15 protein-coding genes are annotated in these 18351 nt (G+C 69.9%); 3 read left to right on the forward strand and 12 right to left on the reverse strand.

Going from position 1 to position 18351, the window contains the following annotated elements; translation table 11 throughout:
- Positions 1–124: 124 nt before the first annotated feature.
- The 3 genes from ABC766_RS25285 to ABC766_RS25295 all read left to right on the forward strand — a co-directional run bounded on the left by ABC766_RS25285 (position 125) and on the right by ABC766_RS25295 (position 3308).
- Complete coding sequence (locus ABC766_RS25285) at positions 125–1159, forward strand: TRAP transporter substrate-binding protein (RefSeq protein WP_043758226.1); 1035 nt, start codon at positions 125–127, stop codon at positions 1157–1159.
- A complete protein-coding gene (locus ABC766_RS25290) occupies positions 1159–2796 on the forward strand; it encodes an acyl-CoA synthetase (protein WP_342144113.1) in 1638 nt (545 codons plus the stop codon). The genes ABC766_RS25285 and ABC766_RS25290 overlap by 1 nt, the downstream gene beginning before the upstream one ends.
- A gap of 347 nt (positions 2797–3143) precedes the next feature.
- Complete coding sequence (locus ABC766_RS25295) at positions 3144–3308, forward strand: hypothetical protein (protein ID WP_167337807.1); 165 nt, start codon at positions 3144–3146, stop codon at positions 3306–3308.
- A 15-nt stretch (positions 3309–3323) separates the two neighbouring features.
- Here the strand turns inward: ABC766_RS25295 and tkt are convergent, their stop codons facing one another.
- From tkt to ABC766_RS25355, 12 genes are all read right to left on the reverse strand, one after another.
- Positions 3324–5318 (reverse strand): transketolase, encoded by a 1995-nt coding sequence (gene tkt / locus ABC766_RS25300; protein ID WP_345819754.1) that lies wholly within the window; start codon positions 5316–5318, stop codon positions 3324–3326.
- 157 nt (positions 5319–5475) lie between these two features.
- Positions 5476–7368 carry a TRAP transporter large permease subunit gene (locus ABC766_RS25305; RefSeq protein WP_043353068.1) on the reverse strand — a complete coding sequence of 631 codons (1893 nt, stop codon included), beginning with the start codon at positions 7366–7368 and terminating at the stop codon, positions 5476–5478.
- A gap of 137 nt (positions 7369–7505) precedes the next feature.
- On the reverse strand, positions 7506–8522 hold the full coding sequence (locus ABC766_RS25310; protein WP_345819755.1) for a TRAP transporter substrate-binding protein: 1017 nt from the start codon (positions 8520–8522) through the stop codon (positions 7506–7508).
- Positions 8523–8653: 131 nt separating this feature from the next.
- Positions 8654–9541, reverse strand: coding sequence for an NAD(P)-dependent oxidoreductase (locus ABC766_RS25315; protein ID WP_345819756.1), 888 nt, complete (start codon positions 9539–9541; stop codon positions 8654–8656).
- Entirely contained in the window at positions 9532–10554 is a 1023-nt protein-coding gene (locus tag ABC766_RS25320) for a transketolase family protein (RefSeq protein ID WP_342144109.1), read from the reverse strand. The genes ABC766_RS25315 and ABC766_RS25320 overlap by 10 nt, the downstream gene beginning before the upstream one ends.
- On the reverse strand, positions 10551–11414 hold the full coding sequence (locus tag ABC766_RS25325; protein WP_051044879.1) for a transketolase: 864 nt from the start codon (positions 11412–11414) through the stop codon (positions 10551–10553). The genes ABC766_RS25320 and ABC766_RS25325 overlap by 4 nt, the downstream gene beginning before the upstream one ends.
- A 10-nt stretch (positions 11415–11424) precedes the next feature.
- Positions 11425–12174 carry a glucose 1-dehydrogenase gene (locus ABC766_RS25330; RefSeq protein ID WP_345819757.1) on the reverse strand — a complete coding sequence of 250 codons (750 nt, stop codon included), beginning with the start codon at positions 12172–12174 and terminating at the stop codon, positions 11425–11427.
- Positions 12175–12399: 225 nt separating this feature from the next.
- Positions 12400–13296 carry a LysR substrate-binding domain-containing protein gene (locus tag ABC766_RS25335; protein WP_345819758.1) on the reverse strand — a complete coding sequence of 299 codons (897 nt, stop codon included), beginning with the start codon at positions 13294–13296 and terminating at the stop codon, positions 12400–12402.
- Positions 13297–13404: 108 nt separating this feature from the next.
- A complete protein-coding gene (locus ABC766_RS25340) occupies positions 13405–13635 on the reverse strand; it encodes a hypothetical protein (protein WP_345819759.1) in 231 nt (76 codons plus the stop codon).
- 531 nt (positions 13636–14166) lie between these two features.
- On the reverse strand, positions 14167–14955 hold the full coding sequence (gene istB / locus ABC766_RS25345; RefSeq protein WP_127991182.1) for an IS21-like element helper ATPase IstB: 789 nt from the start codon (positions 14953–14955) through the stop codon (positions 14167–14169).
- Positions 14955–16253 (reverse strand): IS21 family transposase, encoded by a 1299-nt coding sequence (gene istA / locus ABC766_RS25350; RefSeq protein ID WP_427902312.1) that lies wholly within the window; start codon positions 16251–16253, stop codon positions 14955–14957. The genes istB and istA overlap by 1 nt, the downstream gene beginning before the upstream one ends.
- An 814-nt stretch (positions 16254–17067) precedes the next feature.
- Entirely contained in the window at positions 17068–18285 is a 1218-nt protein-coding gene (locus ABC766_RS25355) for a flagellin (protein WP_043353054.1), read from the reverse strand.
- Between the last annotated feature and the right edge of the window lie 66 nt (positions 18286–18351).

Below are 18351 nucleotides of genomic sequence, written 5' to 3' on the forward strand. Positions count from 1 at the left end.
GTGGGGCCGCGAAAGTCCGTTGACTGGCACAGGTCAGCGGCTATCGAGGCCGCAACGATGGAGTCCGCACCAACGCGGACCCGAGGAAACGCCGGGCCCGCGGGCCCGCACCGGAAAGGCCGCCATGTCCCTGTCCCGCACGCCCCTGTCCCGCCGGCGATTCCTGGCCACCGGTTCGACGGCGCTCATCGCCGGCACCGTGGCGGCGCCGCACGTGGCGCGGGCGCAGAAGGCGGAGTTCACCTACAAATACGCCAACAACCTTCCCGACACGCACCCGATGAACATCCGCGCCCGCGAGATGGCGGAGGCGCTCCGCACCGAGACCGGCGGCCGGTTCGACCTCAAGATCTTCCCGACGAGCCAGCTCGGCTCCGACACCGACACGTTGAGCCAGCTGCGCTCGGGCAGCGTCGAGTTCTTCACGATGTCGCCGCTGATCCTCTCGACCCTCGTCCCGAACGCGTCGATCAACGGCATCGGCTACGCCTTCCCGAGCTACGACGCCGTCTGGCCGGCCATGGACGGCGAACTCGGCGCCTGGGTCCGCCAGCAGATCGCCAAGTCCGGCCTCGTCGCCATGGAGAAGATCTGGGACAACGGCTACCGCCAGACCACCTCGTCGACCCGGCCGATCGCCACGCCCGACGATTTCAAAAGCTTCCGGATCCGCGTCCCGGTCTCGCCGCTCTGGACCTCGATGTTCAAGGCCTTCGACGCCGCGCCCGCCTCGATCAACCTCAACGAGACCTATTCGGCCCTGCAGACCAAGATCGTTGAGGGCCAGGAGAACCCGCTCGCGGTCATCTCCACGACGAAGTTCTACGAGGTGCAGAAGTACTGCTCGCTCACCAACCACATGTGGGACGGGTACTGGTTCCTGGCGAACCGCCGCGCCTGGGAGCGGCTGCCGCCGGATCTGCGCGAGACGGTGGCCCGCCACATCAACGCAGCCGGGATGAAGGAGCGCGCCGACGTCGCCCAGCTCAACGCCAACCTGCAGGCGGAGCTCTCGAAGAACGGCATGGTCTTCAACAAGCCCGATCCGGAGCCCTTTCGCGACAAGCTGCGCAAGGCCGGCTTCTACGCCGAGTGGAAGGGGCGATACGGCGACGAGGGCTGGTCGCTGCTGGAGAAGGCCTGCGGGAAGCTCACCTGATGAGCGCCGCGGGGGCGCCGCGCGGCGGGGTCGCGCCGTGCTCCCGGCGGGTGATGAACCTCGCGCACTTCCTGCGCCGGGCCGCGCGCCGCTTCCCGGATGCGGTGGGGCTCGCCTGGGGCGCGCGCAGTTGGACCTGGGCCGAGCTCGACGCCCGGGTCGACGCCATGGCGGCGGCGCTCGCCGCCCGCGGCGTGACCAAGGGCGACCGCGTCCTGGTCCAGGCGCGCAACAGCAACCAGCTGTTCGAGTCGATGTTCGTCTGCTTCCGGCTCGGCGCCGTCTGGGTGCCGACCAACTTCCGGCAGACGCCGTCGGAGGTCGCGTATCTCGCGAGCGCCAGCGGTGCCTCCGCGCTCATCTGCGGGACCGGCTTTCCGGACCATGCCGCCGCCGTGCGCGCGGCCTGCCCGGACCTGAACCACGTCGTCGAGATCGGCGGCACGGCCTTCGGGGCGGATTACGACGCGCTGGTCGCCGAACATCTGGGCCGCGCCGCGCCCGTTTCCGGCGTCGAGCACGACGATCCGTGCTGGTTCTTCTTCACGTCCGGCACGACCGGCCGGCCGAAGGCGGCGGTGCTCACACACGGCCAGATGGCCTTCGTCGTCACCAATCACCTCTGCGATCTGATGCCGGGCACCACCGAGGCCGACGCGTCCCTGGTCGTCGCCCCCCTCTCGCACGGCGCCGGCATCCACCAGCTCGCGCAGGTCGCGGCCGGCACGAAGACGGTGCTCACCGCCGGCGAGCGGCTGGACCCCGAAGAAGTCTGGGCGCTCGTTGAGCGTTGGCGCATCGCGAACCTCTTCACCGTGCCGACCATCGTGAAGCTGCTGACCGAACATCCGGCCGTGGCGGAGCACGATCATTCCAGCCTGCGGCACGTGATCTACGCGGGCGCGCCGATGTACAGGGCGGATCAGCAGCACGCGCTGCGTGTGCTCGGCCCGGTGCTGGTGCAGTATTTCGGCCTCGGCGAGGTGACCGGCAACATCACCGTGCTGCCGCCCCGCCTGCACGCGGCCGAGGACGGCCCCGATGTGAAGGTCGGCACCTGCGGCGTCGAACGCACGGGCATGCAGGTCCAGATCCAGGACACGGAGGGCCGCGAATTGCCGCCCGGTGAGACCGGCGAGATCTGCGTCTGCGGCCCGGCCGTCTTCGCGGGCTACTACGACAACCCGGAGGCCAACGCGGCGGCGTTCCGCGACGGCTGGTTCCGGACCGGGGACCTCGGCCATTGCGACGCGGAAGGCTTCCTGTTCATCACCGGCCGCGCCTCGGACATGTACATCTCGGGCGGCTCGAACGTGTATCCGCGCGAGATTGAGGAGAAGCTCCTGACGCATCCGGCGATCTCCGAGGCCGCAATCCTGGGCGTGCCCGACCGCGCCTGGGGCGAAGTCGGTGTTGCGGTCTGCGTCGCGCGTCCCGGGGCGTCGGTGGAAGAGGGGGAATTGATCGCGTGGCTGTCCGCCGCGGTCGCCCGCTACAAGCTGCCCCGGCGTGTGTTCTTCTGGGAAGCCCTTCCGAAATCCGGCTACGGCAAGGTGACGAAGCGCGCGATCCGCGCGGAACTCGAGTCGCGCGGTGATCTGCCCCTCGAAAAGCCGGCCCAGGCGTCGGATCGGTAGACGCTGGCGGACGGCTCTCACGGCGTCGTCGCGCGCGCGGCGACGCAGATCGGCGTCGCGGGAGATCGGCGGCCGTGGCACCGCTGGATCGCCTCGCTGCCCGCGGAGACGTCCAGACCCACCACAGTGCAGCTTGCGCATTGAGCGGTTGGGCAGACCGCACTGCACACGTCGCCGAGGTCGCCACACCGTCCTGATTCCGGCGTCTGTTAACGTCCCATCCCAAAAGCATGTTTTCGCTGCATGACAGCCCGAACGCGCAGCCTCTGACACGCGCTCGCAAACCGGCTCATATTGCATCGCAACACGCCGGGCGCCCCGCCCGGGCATGACCGGGATCGGGTACGATGACCACCCTCGCGAATCTCGTCGGCTTCCGCACCCAGAGCGGCGCGCCACTCCTCGCGCAGATCGCCGGGCGCTTCGGCGTCGCGATGCGCCGCGCCGCGGCCGGGCGCTACGCCGAGCAGCGCGACCGCATCGTGCGCACCGGCGGCGCCGGCATGATCTGAGTCCTCAGGCGCGTCTCAACGCAGGCGCGCCCGTGCAGTCTCCGCCACCGCCTCTGCGGTGATGCCGAAATGGCGGAACAGGTCTTCCGGCGCGCCCGAGGCGCCGAAGCCGGTCATGCCGACGAAGCCGCCATCCTCGCCGATCCAGCGGTCCCAGCCGAAGCGAAGAGCGGCTTCGACCGCCACCCGCACGGTATCGCGGTGAATGACGCTCGCGCGATACCCGGCATCCTGCGCGGCGAAGGCTTCCCAGGAGGGCATGGAGACGACGGCGGTCGGCACACCCTCGGCCTGCAGCATCGCGCGGGCCGTAAGCGCCAGCGCGACCTCCGAGCCGGTCCCGATCAGCGTCACCCGCCGGGGACCCGAGGCATCCGCCAGAACGTAGGCGCCCCGCGCGCTCCGGTTCTCCTCGATGCCCGGCCCGCGGAGTGCCGGCAGCGCCTGGCGCGAGCAGACGAGCGATGTCGGGCCGGTCCGGTTGGCCAGGGCCATCTCCCAGCATTCGGCTGTCTCGACCGCGTCGGCCGGGCGCAGCACCAGCATGTTGGGGATGGCCCGCAGGGACGCGAGGTACTCGACCGGCTGATGGGTCGGTCCGTTGCGGCCGATGGCGATCGAATCGTGGCTGTAGACGGTGATGACCGGCAGGTTCATCAGCGCCGCCATGCGCAGGGACGGCCGCATATAGTCGGAGAAGACCAGATAGGTCGCGCCCACCGGCACCAGCCCGCGATGGGCCGCGATGCCGTTCATCATCGCGCCCATCGCGTGCTCGCGGATGCCGTAATGCAGGTAGCGGCCCGACCGGTCCTGGGCCGTGAAGGCGTGGAGCGCACCCTTGTGCTTCGTCGGCCCCTCCAGATCCGGGGCGCCCGAGAACAGTTCGGGCATGCCGTCGGACAGGGCGGCGACGATCTTGGCGGAGACCTCGATGCTGGGCCGCGCCGCCCCGGCCTCAGCGAAGCGGTCGCGCAGCGCGCGGAGCGGCGCATGCCAGCCCTCAGGAAGGCGGGCGCCGGAAACACGGTCGAACTCCGCCCGCACCTCGGCCGGCAGGGCGTCCCGGCGCCTCGTCCAGGCGGTGTAGCCGTCGCGGTTGCGGCCGGAAACGCCGGCCTGCCACGCCGCGGCGACATCGTCGGGCACGGTGAAGGGCGGGTGATCCCACCCCCGGGCGGCCCGCGCCTCGGCGCAGTCGCTGGCGCGCACGCGCCCGCCATGGGCGCCGCGCTGGCCCTCGAGGCGCGGCAGGCCCCGCCCGATCACGGTGCGGCAGGCGATCAGGGTCGGGCGCGGGTCGCCCTGGGCGAGCCGGATCGCCGCCGAGACCGCCTCGACGTCGTGCCCGTCGGCGTCGATCACCTGCCAGTCGGCGGCGCGGAAGCGCGCGCGGACGTCCTCCGAGATGGACAGGTCGGTGGCGCCGTCGTCGGTGATGCGGTTGTCGTCCCACAGGAAGGTGAGCTTTCCCAGGCGCAGATGGCCGGCCAGCGAGATCACCTCGTGGGCGATGCCTTCCTGCAGGCAGCCGTCGCCGACCAGGGCGTAGGTGCGGTGATCCACCAGATCGGAGCCGAAGGTCGCCGCGAGCCTGGCCTCGGCCACCGCCATGCCGACGGCGTTGGCGATGCCCTGTCCGAGCGGGCCGGTGGTCGCCTCGATCCCGAGTTCCGGGGCGATTTCCGGATGGCCGTGGGTGTGGGCGCCGAGCTCGCGGAACCGCCGGATCTGCTCCATCGGCAGGCCTTCATAGCCGGCGAGATGGAGGGCCGCGTAGAGCAGCATGGAGCCGTGGCCGTTCGAGAGGACGAAGCGGTCGCGGTCGGGCCAGACCGGGTCGGCGGGGTTGCAGCGCAGATGGCGGGTGAACAGCGCCACGGCGATCTCGGCGCAGCCGAGGGGCGCGCCGGGATGCCCGTCCCCAGCCCGCTCGATGGCGTCGAGGGCGAGGAAGCGGATCGCGTCGGCCATCCGGGCCGTGAGCATGGCATCGGGCGTGTCGGGCATGGGTCTGGCTCGGGCGGTGCGAATTTTCGGCGCGCGAAGGCCGCCCGGGCGGCACCGCGGCGGCCCGGGATGGATCTCGGTCTGTGTTCTGACCCGCCGTCCCGCGCCGATCCGGCATCCGCCGGGGCGCAGAGCCTTCAGGTTCGCGCAGGCGCCTTCAGAGGAAGCCGATCGAGAACCAGGGGACGAGGATGATGGCGAGGAGGCCGATCAGCAGGGCCACGATGTAGCCGACGATCGGGCGCATCCCGGCATCGGGGTGGATCCGGCTGATCGCGCAGGCCGCGTAGTAGCCGACGCCGAAGGGCGGGGCGAACAGGCCGATGCCCATCGCGAGGATCACCACCATGGCGTAGTGGACCTCGTGGACGCCCACCGCCCGTGCGATCGGGAACAGCAGCGGCCCGAAGAGGACGATGGCCGGGATGCCCTCCAGCACCGAGCCCAGGATGATGAAGGCGACGGCCGAGACGAACAGGAAGCCGAGGGCTCCGCCGGGCAGACTCTTCATCACCTCGGCGAGCGTCTGCGAGAAGCCCGACTGCGTCAGCGCCCAGGCCATGCCGGTGGCCGCCCCGATGATCAGCAGGATCGCCCCCGACAGGGTCGCGGTGGTCACCAGCATCGGGTAGAGCCGCCGCCAGTCGAACTGGCGGTAGATCAGCAGGCCCGCCAGCGCCGCGTAGACGATCCCGATGGTCGAAACCTCCGTGGCGGTTGCGATGCCCTCGACCACGGCGAAGCGGATCACGAAGGGCAGCGCCAGAGCCGGGATCGCCACCAGGAAGGCGCGACCGATGATCCGCCCGGACGGCCGGGCGACGTGGCTCAGGTCCTCCCGGCGGTAGCGCCACCAGACCAGCGCGCACAAAGTCACGGCGAGGACGAGGCCCGGCAGGAGGCCGCCGGTGAACAGGGCGGTGATCGATACGCCGGTGACCGAGCCGATGGTGATCAGCACGATCGAGGGCGGGATCGTCTCGGTCTGTGCGCCCGTGGTGGCGAGAAGGGCCACGAGGTCACCCTCCTTGGCGCCGCGGGCCTTCATCTCCGGGAACAGCACGGGCGCCACCGCCGCCATGTCGGCGGCCTTCGAACCGGAGATGCCCGAGACGAGGTACATCGCCCCGACCAGCACGTAGTGCAGGCCGCCGCGGACGTGGCCGAGCAGCGAGGCCAGGAACCCCACCATGGCGCGGGCCATGCCGGTCATCTCGATCAGGAGGCCGAGGAAGACGAAGAGCGGCACCGCAAGCAGGATCAGGTGGCTCATGCCCTCGTCCATGCGGCCGACCACCACCATGGAGGGCGCGTCGGTGGTGAGCGTGATGTAGGCGAAGGTCGAGAGGCCGAATGCGAAGGCGATCGGCACCCCCGAGAAGACCAGGGCGCCGACGCCGAGGACGAAGAACAGCAGCAGGTTGAGATTGCCGAGGTCCCTCAGCCAGGGTTGAAGCGCCAAGAGGCCGGCGGCGACTCCGCCGCCCAGCACGAGCGCCCCCGCGGTCAGCCGCCAATCGGCGGATTCCAGGAGGCGGATCACCGCGACCACGAGCATGAGGCCGAGGCCGATCGGCAGGGCGGCGGCGCGCCACGCGTTGTTCAGCTCCAGCGCCGGCGTCTGGACGAAGGTCTCCTCGCTGGCGAACTCGAAGGCCGGTTCCAGCAGCAGGGCCACGAAGATCAGGCCGGCCACCAGCGCCACCGTCTCCAGGAAGGCGCGCAGGCGCGGGCCGCTCATCGCCACGAACGCGGTCATGCGCATGTGCTCGGCGCGCCGGAAGGCGACCACGGCGCCCAGCATGGCGAGCCACAGGAACAGGATCGAGGCGAGCTCGTCCGACCAGACGAGGGGTTCGCGGAACACGTAGCGGCTCACCACGCCGCCGAGCAGCACCGCGATCTCCGCCAGCACGAGCAGCGCCGCGGGGATCTCCACGAGATAGCCGAGCCCGGCATCGAGCCGGCGCAGCCAGCTTCCGGCGCGCAGGGGCGGACCGGACAACTCTACCCCTGCCGTCGTCTCGACAGCCGCAATATCGATCTGCATGGCGCCCTCCCGTCGGAACCGCTCCCGATGCCGCTGCCGGCGGGAACGTCTCCGAGTGCGTCTTCGCGTGTTTCTTGTGGTGCGTCTCGGCGCGCCTTCGTTCTCCGATACCGTTACCCGATCCGGCGGAAAGCGCGTCAGGTCAGTTTGCCCGACACGTCCTCAAGATGCGACCACACCACGTCGCCGTACTTGGTTTTCCAGTCCTTGTAGAAGCTCGTCCGCCCCAGGGCCGCGCGGAATTGCGCGCGGTCGACGTCGATGAAGGTGATGCCCTTCGCGGCCAGGCTCTCCCGGAGGGAGACGCTGAGCTTGGCGACGTCGGCCCGCTGGGCGTCGGCCGACCGGTCGAGTTCCCGCGAGACGATGGTGCGCAGATCCTCGGGCAGGCGCTGCCACGCCCGCTTGTTGCCGAGGATCCAGTAGCCGTCCCAGACATGGCCGGTCAGGCTGCAGGATTTCTGCACCTCGTACAGCCGGGTCGTGGCCGTGATGGCGAGCGGGTTCTCCTGGCCCTCGACCACCTTGGTCTGGAGCGAGGAGTACAGCTCGTTGAAATTGATCGGCGCCGCGCCGGCGTCGAAGGCCTTGAACAGCGAGGTGAGCATCGGCGCGGGCGGGACGCGGATCTTGAAGCCCTTCAGATCCTCCGGCGTCCGGATCTCGCGGGTCGAGGAGGTGATTTGCCGGAATCCGTTGTCCCAGACCTTCGACACGGTCAGGATCGGCGTCTTGGCGATCTCGGACCGGACATAGGTGCCGAGGCCTCCGTCCATCGCCGACCAGACGGCGTCGTAATCCTTGAACGCGAAGCCGGTGTTGGGCAGGCTCGCGGCGGGCACGAAGGTGGCGAGGATCGAGGTCGCGAGGTTGAAGAACTCGACGCTGCCGTTGCGGACCTGCGCCAACAGGTCGGTGTCCGAGCCGAGCTGGTTGGCGGGGAACAGCTTGATCTCCAGGCGGCCGTTGGTGGCCTCGCGGATCCGGTCGAGGGCCTCCTGGGCCCGGATGTTGACCGGATGGGTCGGGTCCTGGCCGCTGGCGAGCTTGTAGGTGAACTCGGCAGCCTGCCCGCGCCGGGTGAGGATGCCGAAGGCCGGTAGTGCGGCCGCGCCCACGAGCAGGCTGCGGCGACTGAGACGGGTGTCGCGCATGGTTTCACTCCCTGGGTGGTCCAGGCCGCCCGATCCCCGCCGTTGACCGCCGGTGGAGCGTGCGACCCGCATTGCTGTCCGGGGCGGCGGGTGCGGACCCGGCGCCGTCGTCGCGCGCCCTGCGCGGCGCGTCAGGCGCCGTCGCCGTTGAGCAGGCGGTAGGCGCGGATCACCTGGCTGTCGTCGGCGGCGCCGTCGCCGCGCCCGGAGGTCGAGACGAAGAGCTGATGGGCGAGCGCCGCGAGCGGCAGCGCCGTCCCGGCGCCGCGGCCGGCCTCCAGCACGATGCCGAGGTCCTTCACGAAGATGTCGACCGCGCTCGTGACCTGCGGTTCGTCCTCCAGCATCCGGGGGCCGCGGTCCCGCAGCATCCAGCTCGCGGCGGAGGAGCCCGTGAGGATCTCGAGGACCACGTCGCGGTCGACGCCGACGCGCCCGGCGAGCGCCAGCGCCTCGGCGGCGGCGGCGATGTGCACGCCGCACAGGAGCTGATTGACGGCCTTGACGGTGGCGCCCTGTCCGGGCCGCTCGCCGACATGGAAGATCCGGTCGCCCAGGGCCTCCAGCACCGGCCTCAGCGCGGCCAGCGTCTCCGCGGGCGCCGCCGCCATGATCGTGAGCGTGCCGGCCTGCGCGCCGACGACGCCGCCCGAGACCGGCGCGTCGACGAAGCGGCGGCCGGTCGCCGCCACGCGCTCGGCGAGGTGCTCCACCGCTTTCGGCGGACAGGTGGCCATCAGGGCCACAATGCCGTCCGGTTCCATTGCGTCGAGGGCGCCCTGGGCGAACAGCACGTCCTCGGCCTGCGCGGCGTTCACCACCATGAGGAGGAGCGCGTCGCTGCCCTGGGCGACAGCGGCCGGCCTTTCGGCCGCAACTCCGCCGGCCGCCGCGAAGGCCGCGCGGCTCTCGGGCCGCAGATCGTAGCCGCGGACCGCGAAACCTGCCGCGACCAGGTTGGTCGCCATCGGCAGGCCCATGGCGCCGAGGCCGACGAGGGCGATGCGGGTCAGAGCCATGCGCGGATGCTCCGCGCCATCGCGGCGGCCGAGATGCCGTAGCGGTCGTGGAGCGTCGGCAAGGCGCCGGCATCGAGGAATTCGTCCGGCAGGCCGATCTGGCGGAAGCCGCGGCCCGGCATCACGCCGTTGCGCATCAGGAGACCGGCCACCGCCTCGCCGAGGCCGCCGATCACGCTGTGGTTCTCGGCCACCACCACGAGCCGGCCGCCGCGCCCGGCCTCATGCAGGACCGTCGCCGTGTCGAGGGGCTTGATCGTCGGCACGTGGAGCACCGCCACGTCGACCCGGTCGTCGCGCAGGGCCTCGGCGACCTCCAGGGCGCGCATGGTCATCAGGCCCGACGCAATCACCAGGACGTCGCGGCCGTCGCGGATCGTCTTGGCCTTCCCCAACTCGAACCGGTAGCCGTACTCGTCGAGCACCAGGGGCACGTTCCCGCGCAGGAGCCGCAGGTAGACCGGTCCCTTATGGGCCGCCATGGCGGGGACGACCTGCTCGGTTTCGTGGGCGTCGCAGGGGTCGATGATCGTGAGGTTCGGCATCCCGCGGAAGATCGCGAGATCCTCCGTCGCCTGGTGGCTCGGGCCGTAGCCGGTGGTCAGGCCGGGCAGGGCGCAGGCGATCTTGACGTCGAGATTCTCCTCCGCGATCGCGAGGCAGATGAAGTCGTAGGCGCGCCGCGCCGCGAAGACCGCGTAGGTGGTGGCGAAGGGCGTGAACCCCTCACGAGCCAAGCCCGCGGCGGCGCTCATGAGGAGCTGCTCGGCCATCCCCATCTGGTAGAACCGCTCGGGATGGGCCTGCGCGAAGATGTGCAGGTCCGTGTATTTCGACAGGTCCGCCGAGAGGCCGACGATGTCGGGCCGGGTCTTGGCGAGCTCGACCAGGGCGTGGCCGAAGGGCGCGGCCTTCGTGCGCTGTCCGGGGGCGGCGAGCGAGGCGATCATCGCCGAGGTCTTGGCGCCGCCGCCGGTGCGGGGGGTGGGTTTCTCGTATTTGGAGCGTCTCACCGCACCCTCCCTTCATCCAGGATCGCCAGGGCCCGCTGCCACTCGTCCGGCTCGACCCGCAGGAAGTGGTTGCGCTCGCGCGCCTCGAGGAACGGCACGCCCTTCGCCATGCGGGTGTCGCAGATGATGATCCGGGGCTGCGGGCCCGGATGGTGGCGCGCGGCGTCGAAGGCCCGGACCAGCGCGTCGATGTCGTTGCCGTCGACCCGCTGCACGAACCAGTTGAAGGCCTCGAACTTCGGCGCCAGCGGCTCGAAATCGAGCACCCCGTGCGAGGCGCCGTCCGCCTGCATGCCGTTCACGTCGACGAGGCCGATCAGGTTGTCGAGCTTGAACGAGCCGGCCGACATCGCCGCCTCCCAGGTCGAGCCCTCGTCGAGTTCGCCGTCGGAGAACAGGTTGTAGATGAAGCTGTTCGAGTTCTTCCGCTTCAGCCCCAGCGCCATGCCGACCGCGATGCCGAGCCCGTGGCCGAGCGACCCGCCGGTGATCTCCATGCCGGGCGTGTAGGCGGCCATGCCGGACATCGGCAGGCGGCTGTCGTCGCCGCCGTAGCTCGTCAGCTCGTCCTCGGGGAGGATCTCCGCCTCGATCAGGGCGGCGTAGAGGGCGATGGCGTAGTGGCCGATCGACAGCAGGAAGCGGTCGCGGCCTTCCCATTCGGGATCCTCGGGCCGGTAGGTCAGCGCGTGGAAGTAGCTCACCGCCAGCACGTCGGCGATGCCGAGCGCCTGGGCGATGTAGCCCTGGCCCTGGACCTCGCCCATGCGCAGGGCGTGGCGGCGGATGCGGTAGGCGCGCTCGCTCAGCGGCACATTGGAGCCGGCGCGCGGCCGCTCGGTCGGGACGTCGATCGCCATGGCGACCTCCTCAGTGGATCAGCATGCCGCCGTTCACGTCGATCACCGCGCCGGTGATGTACGTGGACAGGTCGGAGGCGAGGAACAGGCAGGCATTGGCGACGTCGTCCGCCACGCCGAGGCGCCCCAGCGGGATGCCCTTGGCGATCTCGACCTTGAGCTCGGGGGTGAGCTTGCCGCCGGTGATGTCGGTCTGGATCAGGCCGGGGGTTACCGAGTTCACCCGCACGCCGTCCGGACCCAGCTCCCGGGCCATGGCCTTGGCGAGGCCCAGCACACCGCCCTTGGCGGCGCTGTAATGCGGGCCGCCGAAGATGCCGCCGCCCCGCTGGGCCGAGACCGACGACATGCACACGATCGCGCCGGAGCCCTGGCGGCGCATCGCCGGGATCACGGCCTGGCTCATGTAGAGCGTACCGCGCAGGTTCACGTCGGTGACCGCGTCGTAGTTCTCCGGCCCGATCTCCATGATCTTCAGGGGCTGGGTGATGCCGGCATTGTTGACCAGCACGTCGATGCGCCCGAGGCGGCCGATGATCTCCTCCGCCGCCGTCGAGCAGGCCGCCCGGTCGGTGACGTTGCAGGCGAGGCCGAGATGGCCCGGGCCGATGTCGCGGGCGGCAGCCTCGGCCTGGCCCGCATCGAGATCGAGAACGGCGACGCGGGCGCCGTGGCTTGCGAAGAGCCGCGCGGTGGCTTTGCCGATGCCGCGGGCGGAGGCCGCCCCGGTGATCACGCACACCCGGTCGTTCAACAGCATGGATCCCTCCCGGCGACCCGCGACAGCGCGGGATCGGACCTGTCGTCGCGACGGAAGGGGCGTCCGGCCGCCGGCTGCGATTCCAGGGACCGAGCCCTTGGATCGAGCGGCCTGCGGCGTCGTCTCCTCCCGCCTGTTTTGTTGCGACGAGAGTGCCGACGCGCTGCCTCCGCGACAAACGCGGAATTTGCACGCGCAAGTGAATCCCAGTCACCTGTCGCCGCGTCAGGCGAGGTCGGGACTCAGCGTGATTTCGAGTTCCTCGGCCAGCCACCGCGCGAAGACCCGCAGCGGCGCGCGCCGGCGCACATCGGCGGGGCAGACGAAATGGTGACCGACGTAGCTGATGTCCTGAGACCGTCCGGCCAGCGGCGCGACGAGGCGGCCGGCCGCGACCTCGCGCTCGGCGAGGCGGGTGGATTCCAGGGCGACACCGAGCCCGTCGGCGGCGGCAGCCAGGGCCAGGAAGCTCCGATCGAAGCGGATGCCCGCGTTCGGCTGCGCGGCAAGCTGATTCCGCTCGAACCAGTGCGTCCAGCGCACCTGCTTGTTGTCGCTTTGGATCAGGGTCTGAGCCAGGAGGTCGGCCGGCTCGCGGATCCGGGCGGCCCGCGCGGGATCGCAGAGCGGCGTCACCGTCTCCGGGCCCAGCGGCATGCGCAGCAGACCTTCCCCGCGGGGCGGTCCGTAGACGATGTCGGCGTCGAATTCGTCGGTGATGAAGCGGGCGTAATCCATGCCGGCGGCGAGGCGGACCTCGAAGCCCGGATGGGCGCTGAGGAACCGGGCGAGGCGCGGGGCAAGCCACTGCGCGGCGAAGCTCGGCGCGCAGTGCAGCCTGAGCAGCTGCGGCCCGCGATTCGCCACGAGGTCGAAGCCGCGGTTGAGTTCCGCGAAGGCGCGCCCGACATGATCGCACAACGCCTCACCGGCCGGCGTCGGCACGATGCCCTGCCCGGCGCGTTCGAACAGAACGACGCCCAGGGCTTCTTCCATCTTGCGGAGAGCGTGACTGACCGCGCTCGGGGACAGGTTCAATTCGCCGGCTGCGGCTTTGAACGAGCGTCGCCGGGCAGCGGCCTCAAAGATCCGGACTGCGGAGAGGGGGACGGGTGGCCTCATCCCGAGCAGAATGGGCTTTGGTCCCCGATCCTGGCAATGGCGCCGATCTCGCGGGCAGGCTGCGGCACGGCGCGCGACGCCGTGGCGGCGCGACGATCAAGTCGACCGTCAGCGATGGATACGCACCGGCGCGACCGCCATCCCATCGGACCGTGCCCGGCCGCCGTGACGATCGGTATCCTCGTGAGCGCCGCGCCACGCGATGGAGATGCCCGCGAAGATGGCCGCTGCACTGGCCGCGAGGGGCACGAGGATCAGCGCGACCAGACCGCTGACCGGCGCGAGAATCGCCGCCGTCGCGAGTCCACCGGCGATCGCCGCCGCAATCAACACGATCATCGGAGCCTCGCCCGATCGACGTGGCCTGGATCATGTGCCGGGCCATGGCAGGATGATCCTGCCGTGAGGATTAAAAATTCGTTACCCGAAGAACTCCGCGATTCGCTGATCTTCCCGACGATCTTGCCCGTCGCGCGCGGATCGTGTCGTCTGAAGACGTCGTGCAGCATGGTCAGCGATGGGCGTCCGAGCCTCCCGGATGAACGGCCGCACGGAGAAGACCGATCGGTCAACGTCCGCACGCGATGCGCGCGTTTGAGGCCATCGACGACATCGCAGCCGAAAGGCCCGGATCAGGCGCCGATTTCGCTTGGAATAGATTTCGCCGATTGCAGAGGGCGCCCGGGCCGACAGAATCCGTTCAGAGGCGGGGACGGCGAAGGGCTGTGGCTGCGTCCTCAATGACCCTGCGCGATCCAGCCGAGCACTGTGGCGCAGCGCTCGGCCTGCCAGCGGGTCAGACTTTCAAGCGACAACCGGAACTGACCCCTTCGCGTCACGAGGATCTGACCCCCATGCCGGTTTCCTCGCCTAGACGGGCGTGGGGTTGGGGACGATAGCGGCCCTCTGTAGAAGTCCGCTGCGACGCTTCTCGCGCAGGCGGTAGCTGTCACCGCGGATGGTGACGACGTGGCTATGGTGCAGCAGCCGGTCGAGGATGGCGGTGGCCACCACCGCGTCCCCGAACACGCTGCCCCACTCGCCCACCGCCCGGTTCGAGGTCACCAGCATCGCGCCGCGCTCGTAGCGGCGACTGACGAGCTGGAAGAACAGGTGCGCGGCATCCGGCTCGAACGGCAGGTAGCCGAGCTCATCGATGATCAGCAGCTTCGGCTTGGCATAGTGCGTCAGCCGCTCCTCCAGCCGCCCCTCGGCGTGCGCCTTGGCCAACTGCGCCACGAGCGTCGTGGCTGGGGTGAACAACACGCCGTAGCCGGCCACGATCGCCGCACGCCCGATCGCCACCGCCAGATGCGTCTTGCCCACCCCGGGTGGTCCGAGGAGCAGCACCGCCTCACCGTTGGCGATGAAGCGGCCGGTGGCGATCTCGCGGATCTGCGCCTTGTCCAACGAGGGCTGTGCGCCGAAGTCGAAGCCGGTCAGGTCGCGCACGAACGGGAAGCGGGCCAGCCCGAAGGCCATGTCGATGCGCCGCTGATCGCGCCGGGCGATCTCCCGCTCGCAGAACAGCGTCAGCGCCTCGCGGATCGTCAGTTCGCCCCGGCCGGCCTCGTCGATCAGGCTGTCGAGTTGGTCACGCATGGCCGTCAGCTTCAGGCGGTCGAGCAGTACGGTGAGGTGATCGTGTTCCTCGCTCATCAGAAGCCTCCCCCGGCGACAGCCTCGTACTCGGCGAGCGGACGCAGCAGTTCCGGCGTCGCCACGAGAGGAGGCGGGTCGCGCCGATGAGCCGGTCGCTCACGGCTACCCACGAGCCCGGCCAGATGAGCGTCGTCGACCGCACGGCCGTGACGTCCCTTCAGTTCGGCATGCGCGGCGACCTCCCGTCCGCCGTGGTGGACGCGCACCACCGCTCCGCTCACGGTGACCCGCACCCGCTCACCGATCAGCCGCCAGGGTACCGAGTAAGCGTTGCCGTCGACCGCAACCGCGCAGTCCGCTCCGACCCGGCGCACGAGATCGCGCGCGGCGGAAAACGGCGGCACGCCCGCGAGCGGCCGTAGCGCCCGAGCCTCGTCGCGGGCGAACCGCTCGCCCGGCGCCTCGCCGGTCGTGCCGTGCACGCGCCGGTCGGCGACGTCCCGCGTCCAGGCATCGAGATGCGCCTCCAGGGCTGCGAAGCTCGCGAAGCGGCGGCCGGCCACGGCATTGTTCTTGACGTAGCCGACGCCGCGCTCGTCCTTGCCCTTCGTGCGCGCCCGGTACGGGGCGCAGGCCCGCACCCGGAAGCCCCAGTGGCGGGAGAAGGCGTGCAGGCGCGGGTGCAGGACGACCTCGCGGCTCACAGGGTCGTGGTGCAAGACCAGGGCGCGAGCGTTGTCGAGCAACACCTCGTGTGGCACGCCGCCGAAAGCCCGGAAAGCGCTCTCCAGCCCGGCGAACCAGTCCTCCTGCCGTTCGTGGCCGAAGGCACGCACGTGCAGGCGGCGCGAGTAGCCGAGCGTCGCTACGAACAGGGAGACCCGAGTCGGCACGCCGCCGATCTCGACGCGCCGTTCGCCAAAGTCGATTTGCATCTGCTCGCCCGGCCGCGTCTCGAACCGCACGCTCGCCCGCGCGGCGATCACCAGATCCCGCCGCAACGGCGCGACCGCCCGCTCCACCGTGCGCAGGCTGACGTGGATGCCCTTCTCGGTCGCCAGATCCTGGCGCACGACGTCGGCGTTGCCCGCATGCTGCCGGAAGCGTTCGACCAGCCAGTCCGCCAAGCCGTCGAGCTGCTTCGAGCGCGAGGGCGTCGCGCAGGGGCGCCAATCCCCCCGTCGCAGCCACTGCTTCACCGTGTTCTTCGAACAGCCAAGCTCGGCTGCGATCCGCTTCGCGCCCCAGCCGAGCGCCTGCAGCCGCATCATCGCCGACACGTCGTCCGGCGTCTTCATCTCGGCCCTCCACGGATCGTCCATCCGCGTCAGAGCCTGAGCCTCGTTCCTGATCATCTCGACCTCCTCGCTCATCGAGGGGGTCAGATCCTCATGGCGTCAGGGGGTCAGTTTGCCGTGTCGCCTGACACAGACCAGAGGCCACGACCGCGCCATTCCGATAGACCACGAAGGTCCCGTCATCGGTTGCACGGATCTTGATGGACGCCATCAGTGAGCTCCCGACGTCAGCATCTGAAGCTGGACCAGTCCGGCTGGGGTGATCTGCCAGACGGCGACCGTACCCTCGGAGTCTCCGCAATGGTCGACCCGTCGGAGATGACCGGTGCTTTCGAGCGCGAGGAGCCGGCTGTGGTCGCCGGGCCAGGACGCGTTCGCCTGTCTGCAGACCGCAATCCGGTGTCCCACAGTCTCGGCTGCTCGGATGAGAAGGCGGCGCTCGTGATTCACCAGCATCGGCGCTCCGGCTCGGATCGATCCGTATGAACTGCGTAGAGGCTGGCGCATATGGTCAAGCTTGGCAAGCCTGCGGGCGTATCGCGCTTTGGATCACGCCGATCGGTCCGTCGGCTTCGATGCTGTGCGAGCGCCGGGTTCAGGGTGCCGTGCACGGGCCGACGGAGACCTTCGCCACCGGGAGCGGATGGCGATGGCAGGTGCAACCGGGACCGTGCGGGATCGCGGGATCGCGATGTGGATTGCGGCCGAAGCCGCGGACATGCCGGGTCCGGGCTCGATGGGCGGTTGGCCGTTGCGAGAGCGGACGGAGCGGATCCGCATCTCGTCCGTCCGGTCAATTTATTTGATCGCGCCCAAACGAAAACGGCCGGCCAGAAACCCTGGCCGGCCGTCGTTTCGAACCGCGTGCCGCTTAGCGCAGGAGCTGGAGGACGCCCTGCTGCGCGGAGTTGGCCAGGGACAGGGCGGAGATGCCCATCGACTGCCGGGTCGACAGCGCCTGGGAGTTGGCCGCTTCCTGGTTGAGATCGGCGTTGGTCAGGTTGGCCGAGCCGGTCTGCAGCACGTTGATCAGCTGCTTGGAGAAGTCCTGCCGGTTCTGCACGACCGACAGGTTCGAGCCGAGCGCGCTCGCCGCGGAGCTCAGCGCGTTGCCGGCGCTCGTCAGGGTCGACAGGGTCTTGTTGACGTCCGAGTTCAACAGGAAGTTGCCGAGGCCGTTCTGGCTGGCCGTGCTGTTCGAGTTGGTGATCGACGACAGGCCCAGGCCGCTGGCCGTGGCATCCACCGAGGCGACGTTCAAGGTCGAGCTGCCGGTGTCGTTGAACTTGATGTTCATGTCATTGCCCTTGCCGGCAATGAGGTTGACGCCGTTGTAGCTGGCATCGCCGGCGAGCTGCGTGATCTGGTTGAGCAGGTTGTTGTACTGGCTCGCCAGAGAAGCGCGCTGCGACACGCCGGAGACCGAGAGATCGCTGGAGACGACGGTGGTGGCGGCGGTGCCGTAGGTCGAGGCGGTGGTGCTCGACGCGGTGAAGCCGAGCGCCGTCTGGCTGCCAGAGTTCTGAAACTCCACATCGGCCTGGGCGTTCAGGACGATCTTCGTGCCGGTGCTGTCGATCGAGAAGATCGCGCCTGCGCCGAACGAGCCGCTGGACGAGGTCGACGCCGAGCTGACCGCCGAGTTCAGGGCCGCGACGGTGGCGCTGATGCTCGACGAGGCGGCGACGTTGGCCGACACGGAGGTGCCGTTGATGGTCAGGAGCACCGTCTGGGAGGCCGTGCTGGCGCTGTAGGCGTTGGCGGCGGTTCCGGTGGTGGAGAGCTGGGTCGAGAGGGCCTGGTTGGCGATGGACTTGGCCTGATCGACCAGCTTCTGGATCGAGGTGATGCCCTGGTTGGCGGCCTGGATCGACTGGACGCCGTTGGAGATGCCGTCGAGCAGGGTGTTCAGGCTCGAGGACCGGGCGTCGAGGGACTGGGAGGTGAAGAAGTTGGTCGGGTTGTCGAGGGCGGAGTTGACCGTCTTGCCGGTGGCGAGGCGGTTCTGCGTGGTCGCCATCAGCTGGGCGGTATCCTGCAGGGAGAGCAGGTTCTGACGCGTGGCGGCCGACAGGGTGATGGAGGACATGGGTCGTATCTTTCTGATTTGATGCGCCCGTTTCTCGGGCACGCCAGTAATCGCGCTCCAGATGTT

It is taken from the genome of Methylobacterium fujisawaense (assembly GCF_039619325.1).
In the GTDB taxonomy this organism is placed as follows: domain Bacteria; phylum Pseudomonadota; class Alphaproteobacteria; order Rhizobiales; family Beijerinckiaceae; genus Methylobacterium; species Methylobacterium fujisawaense.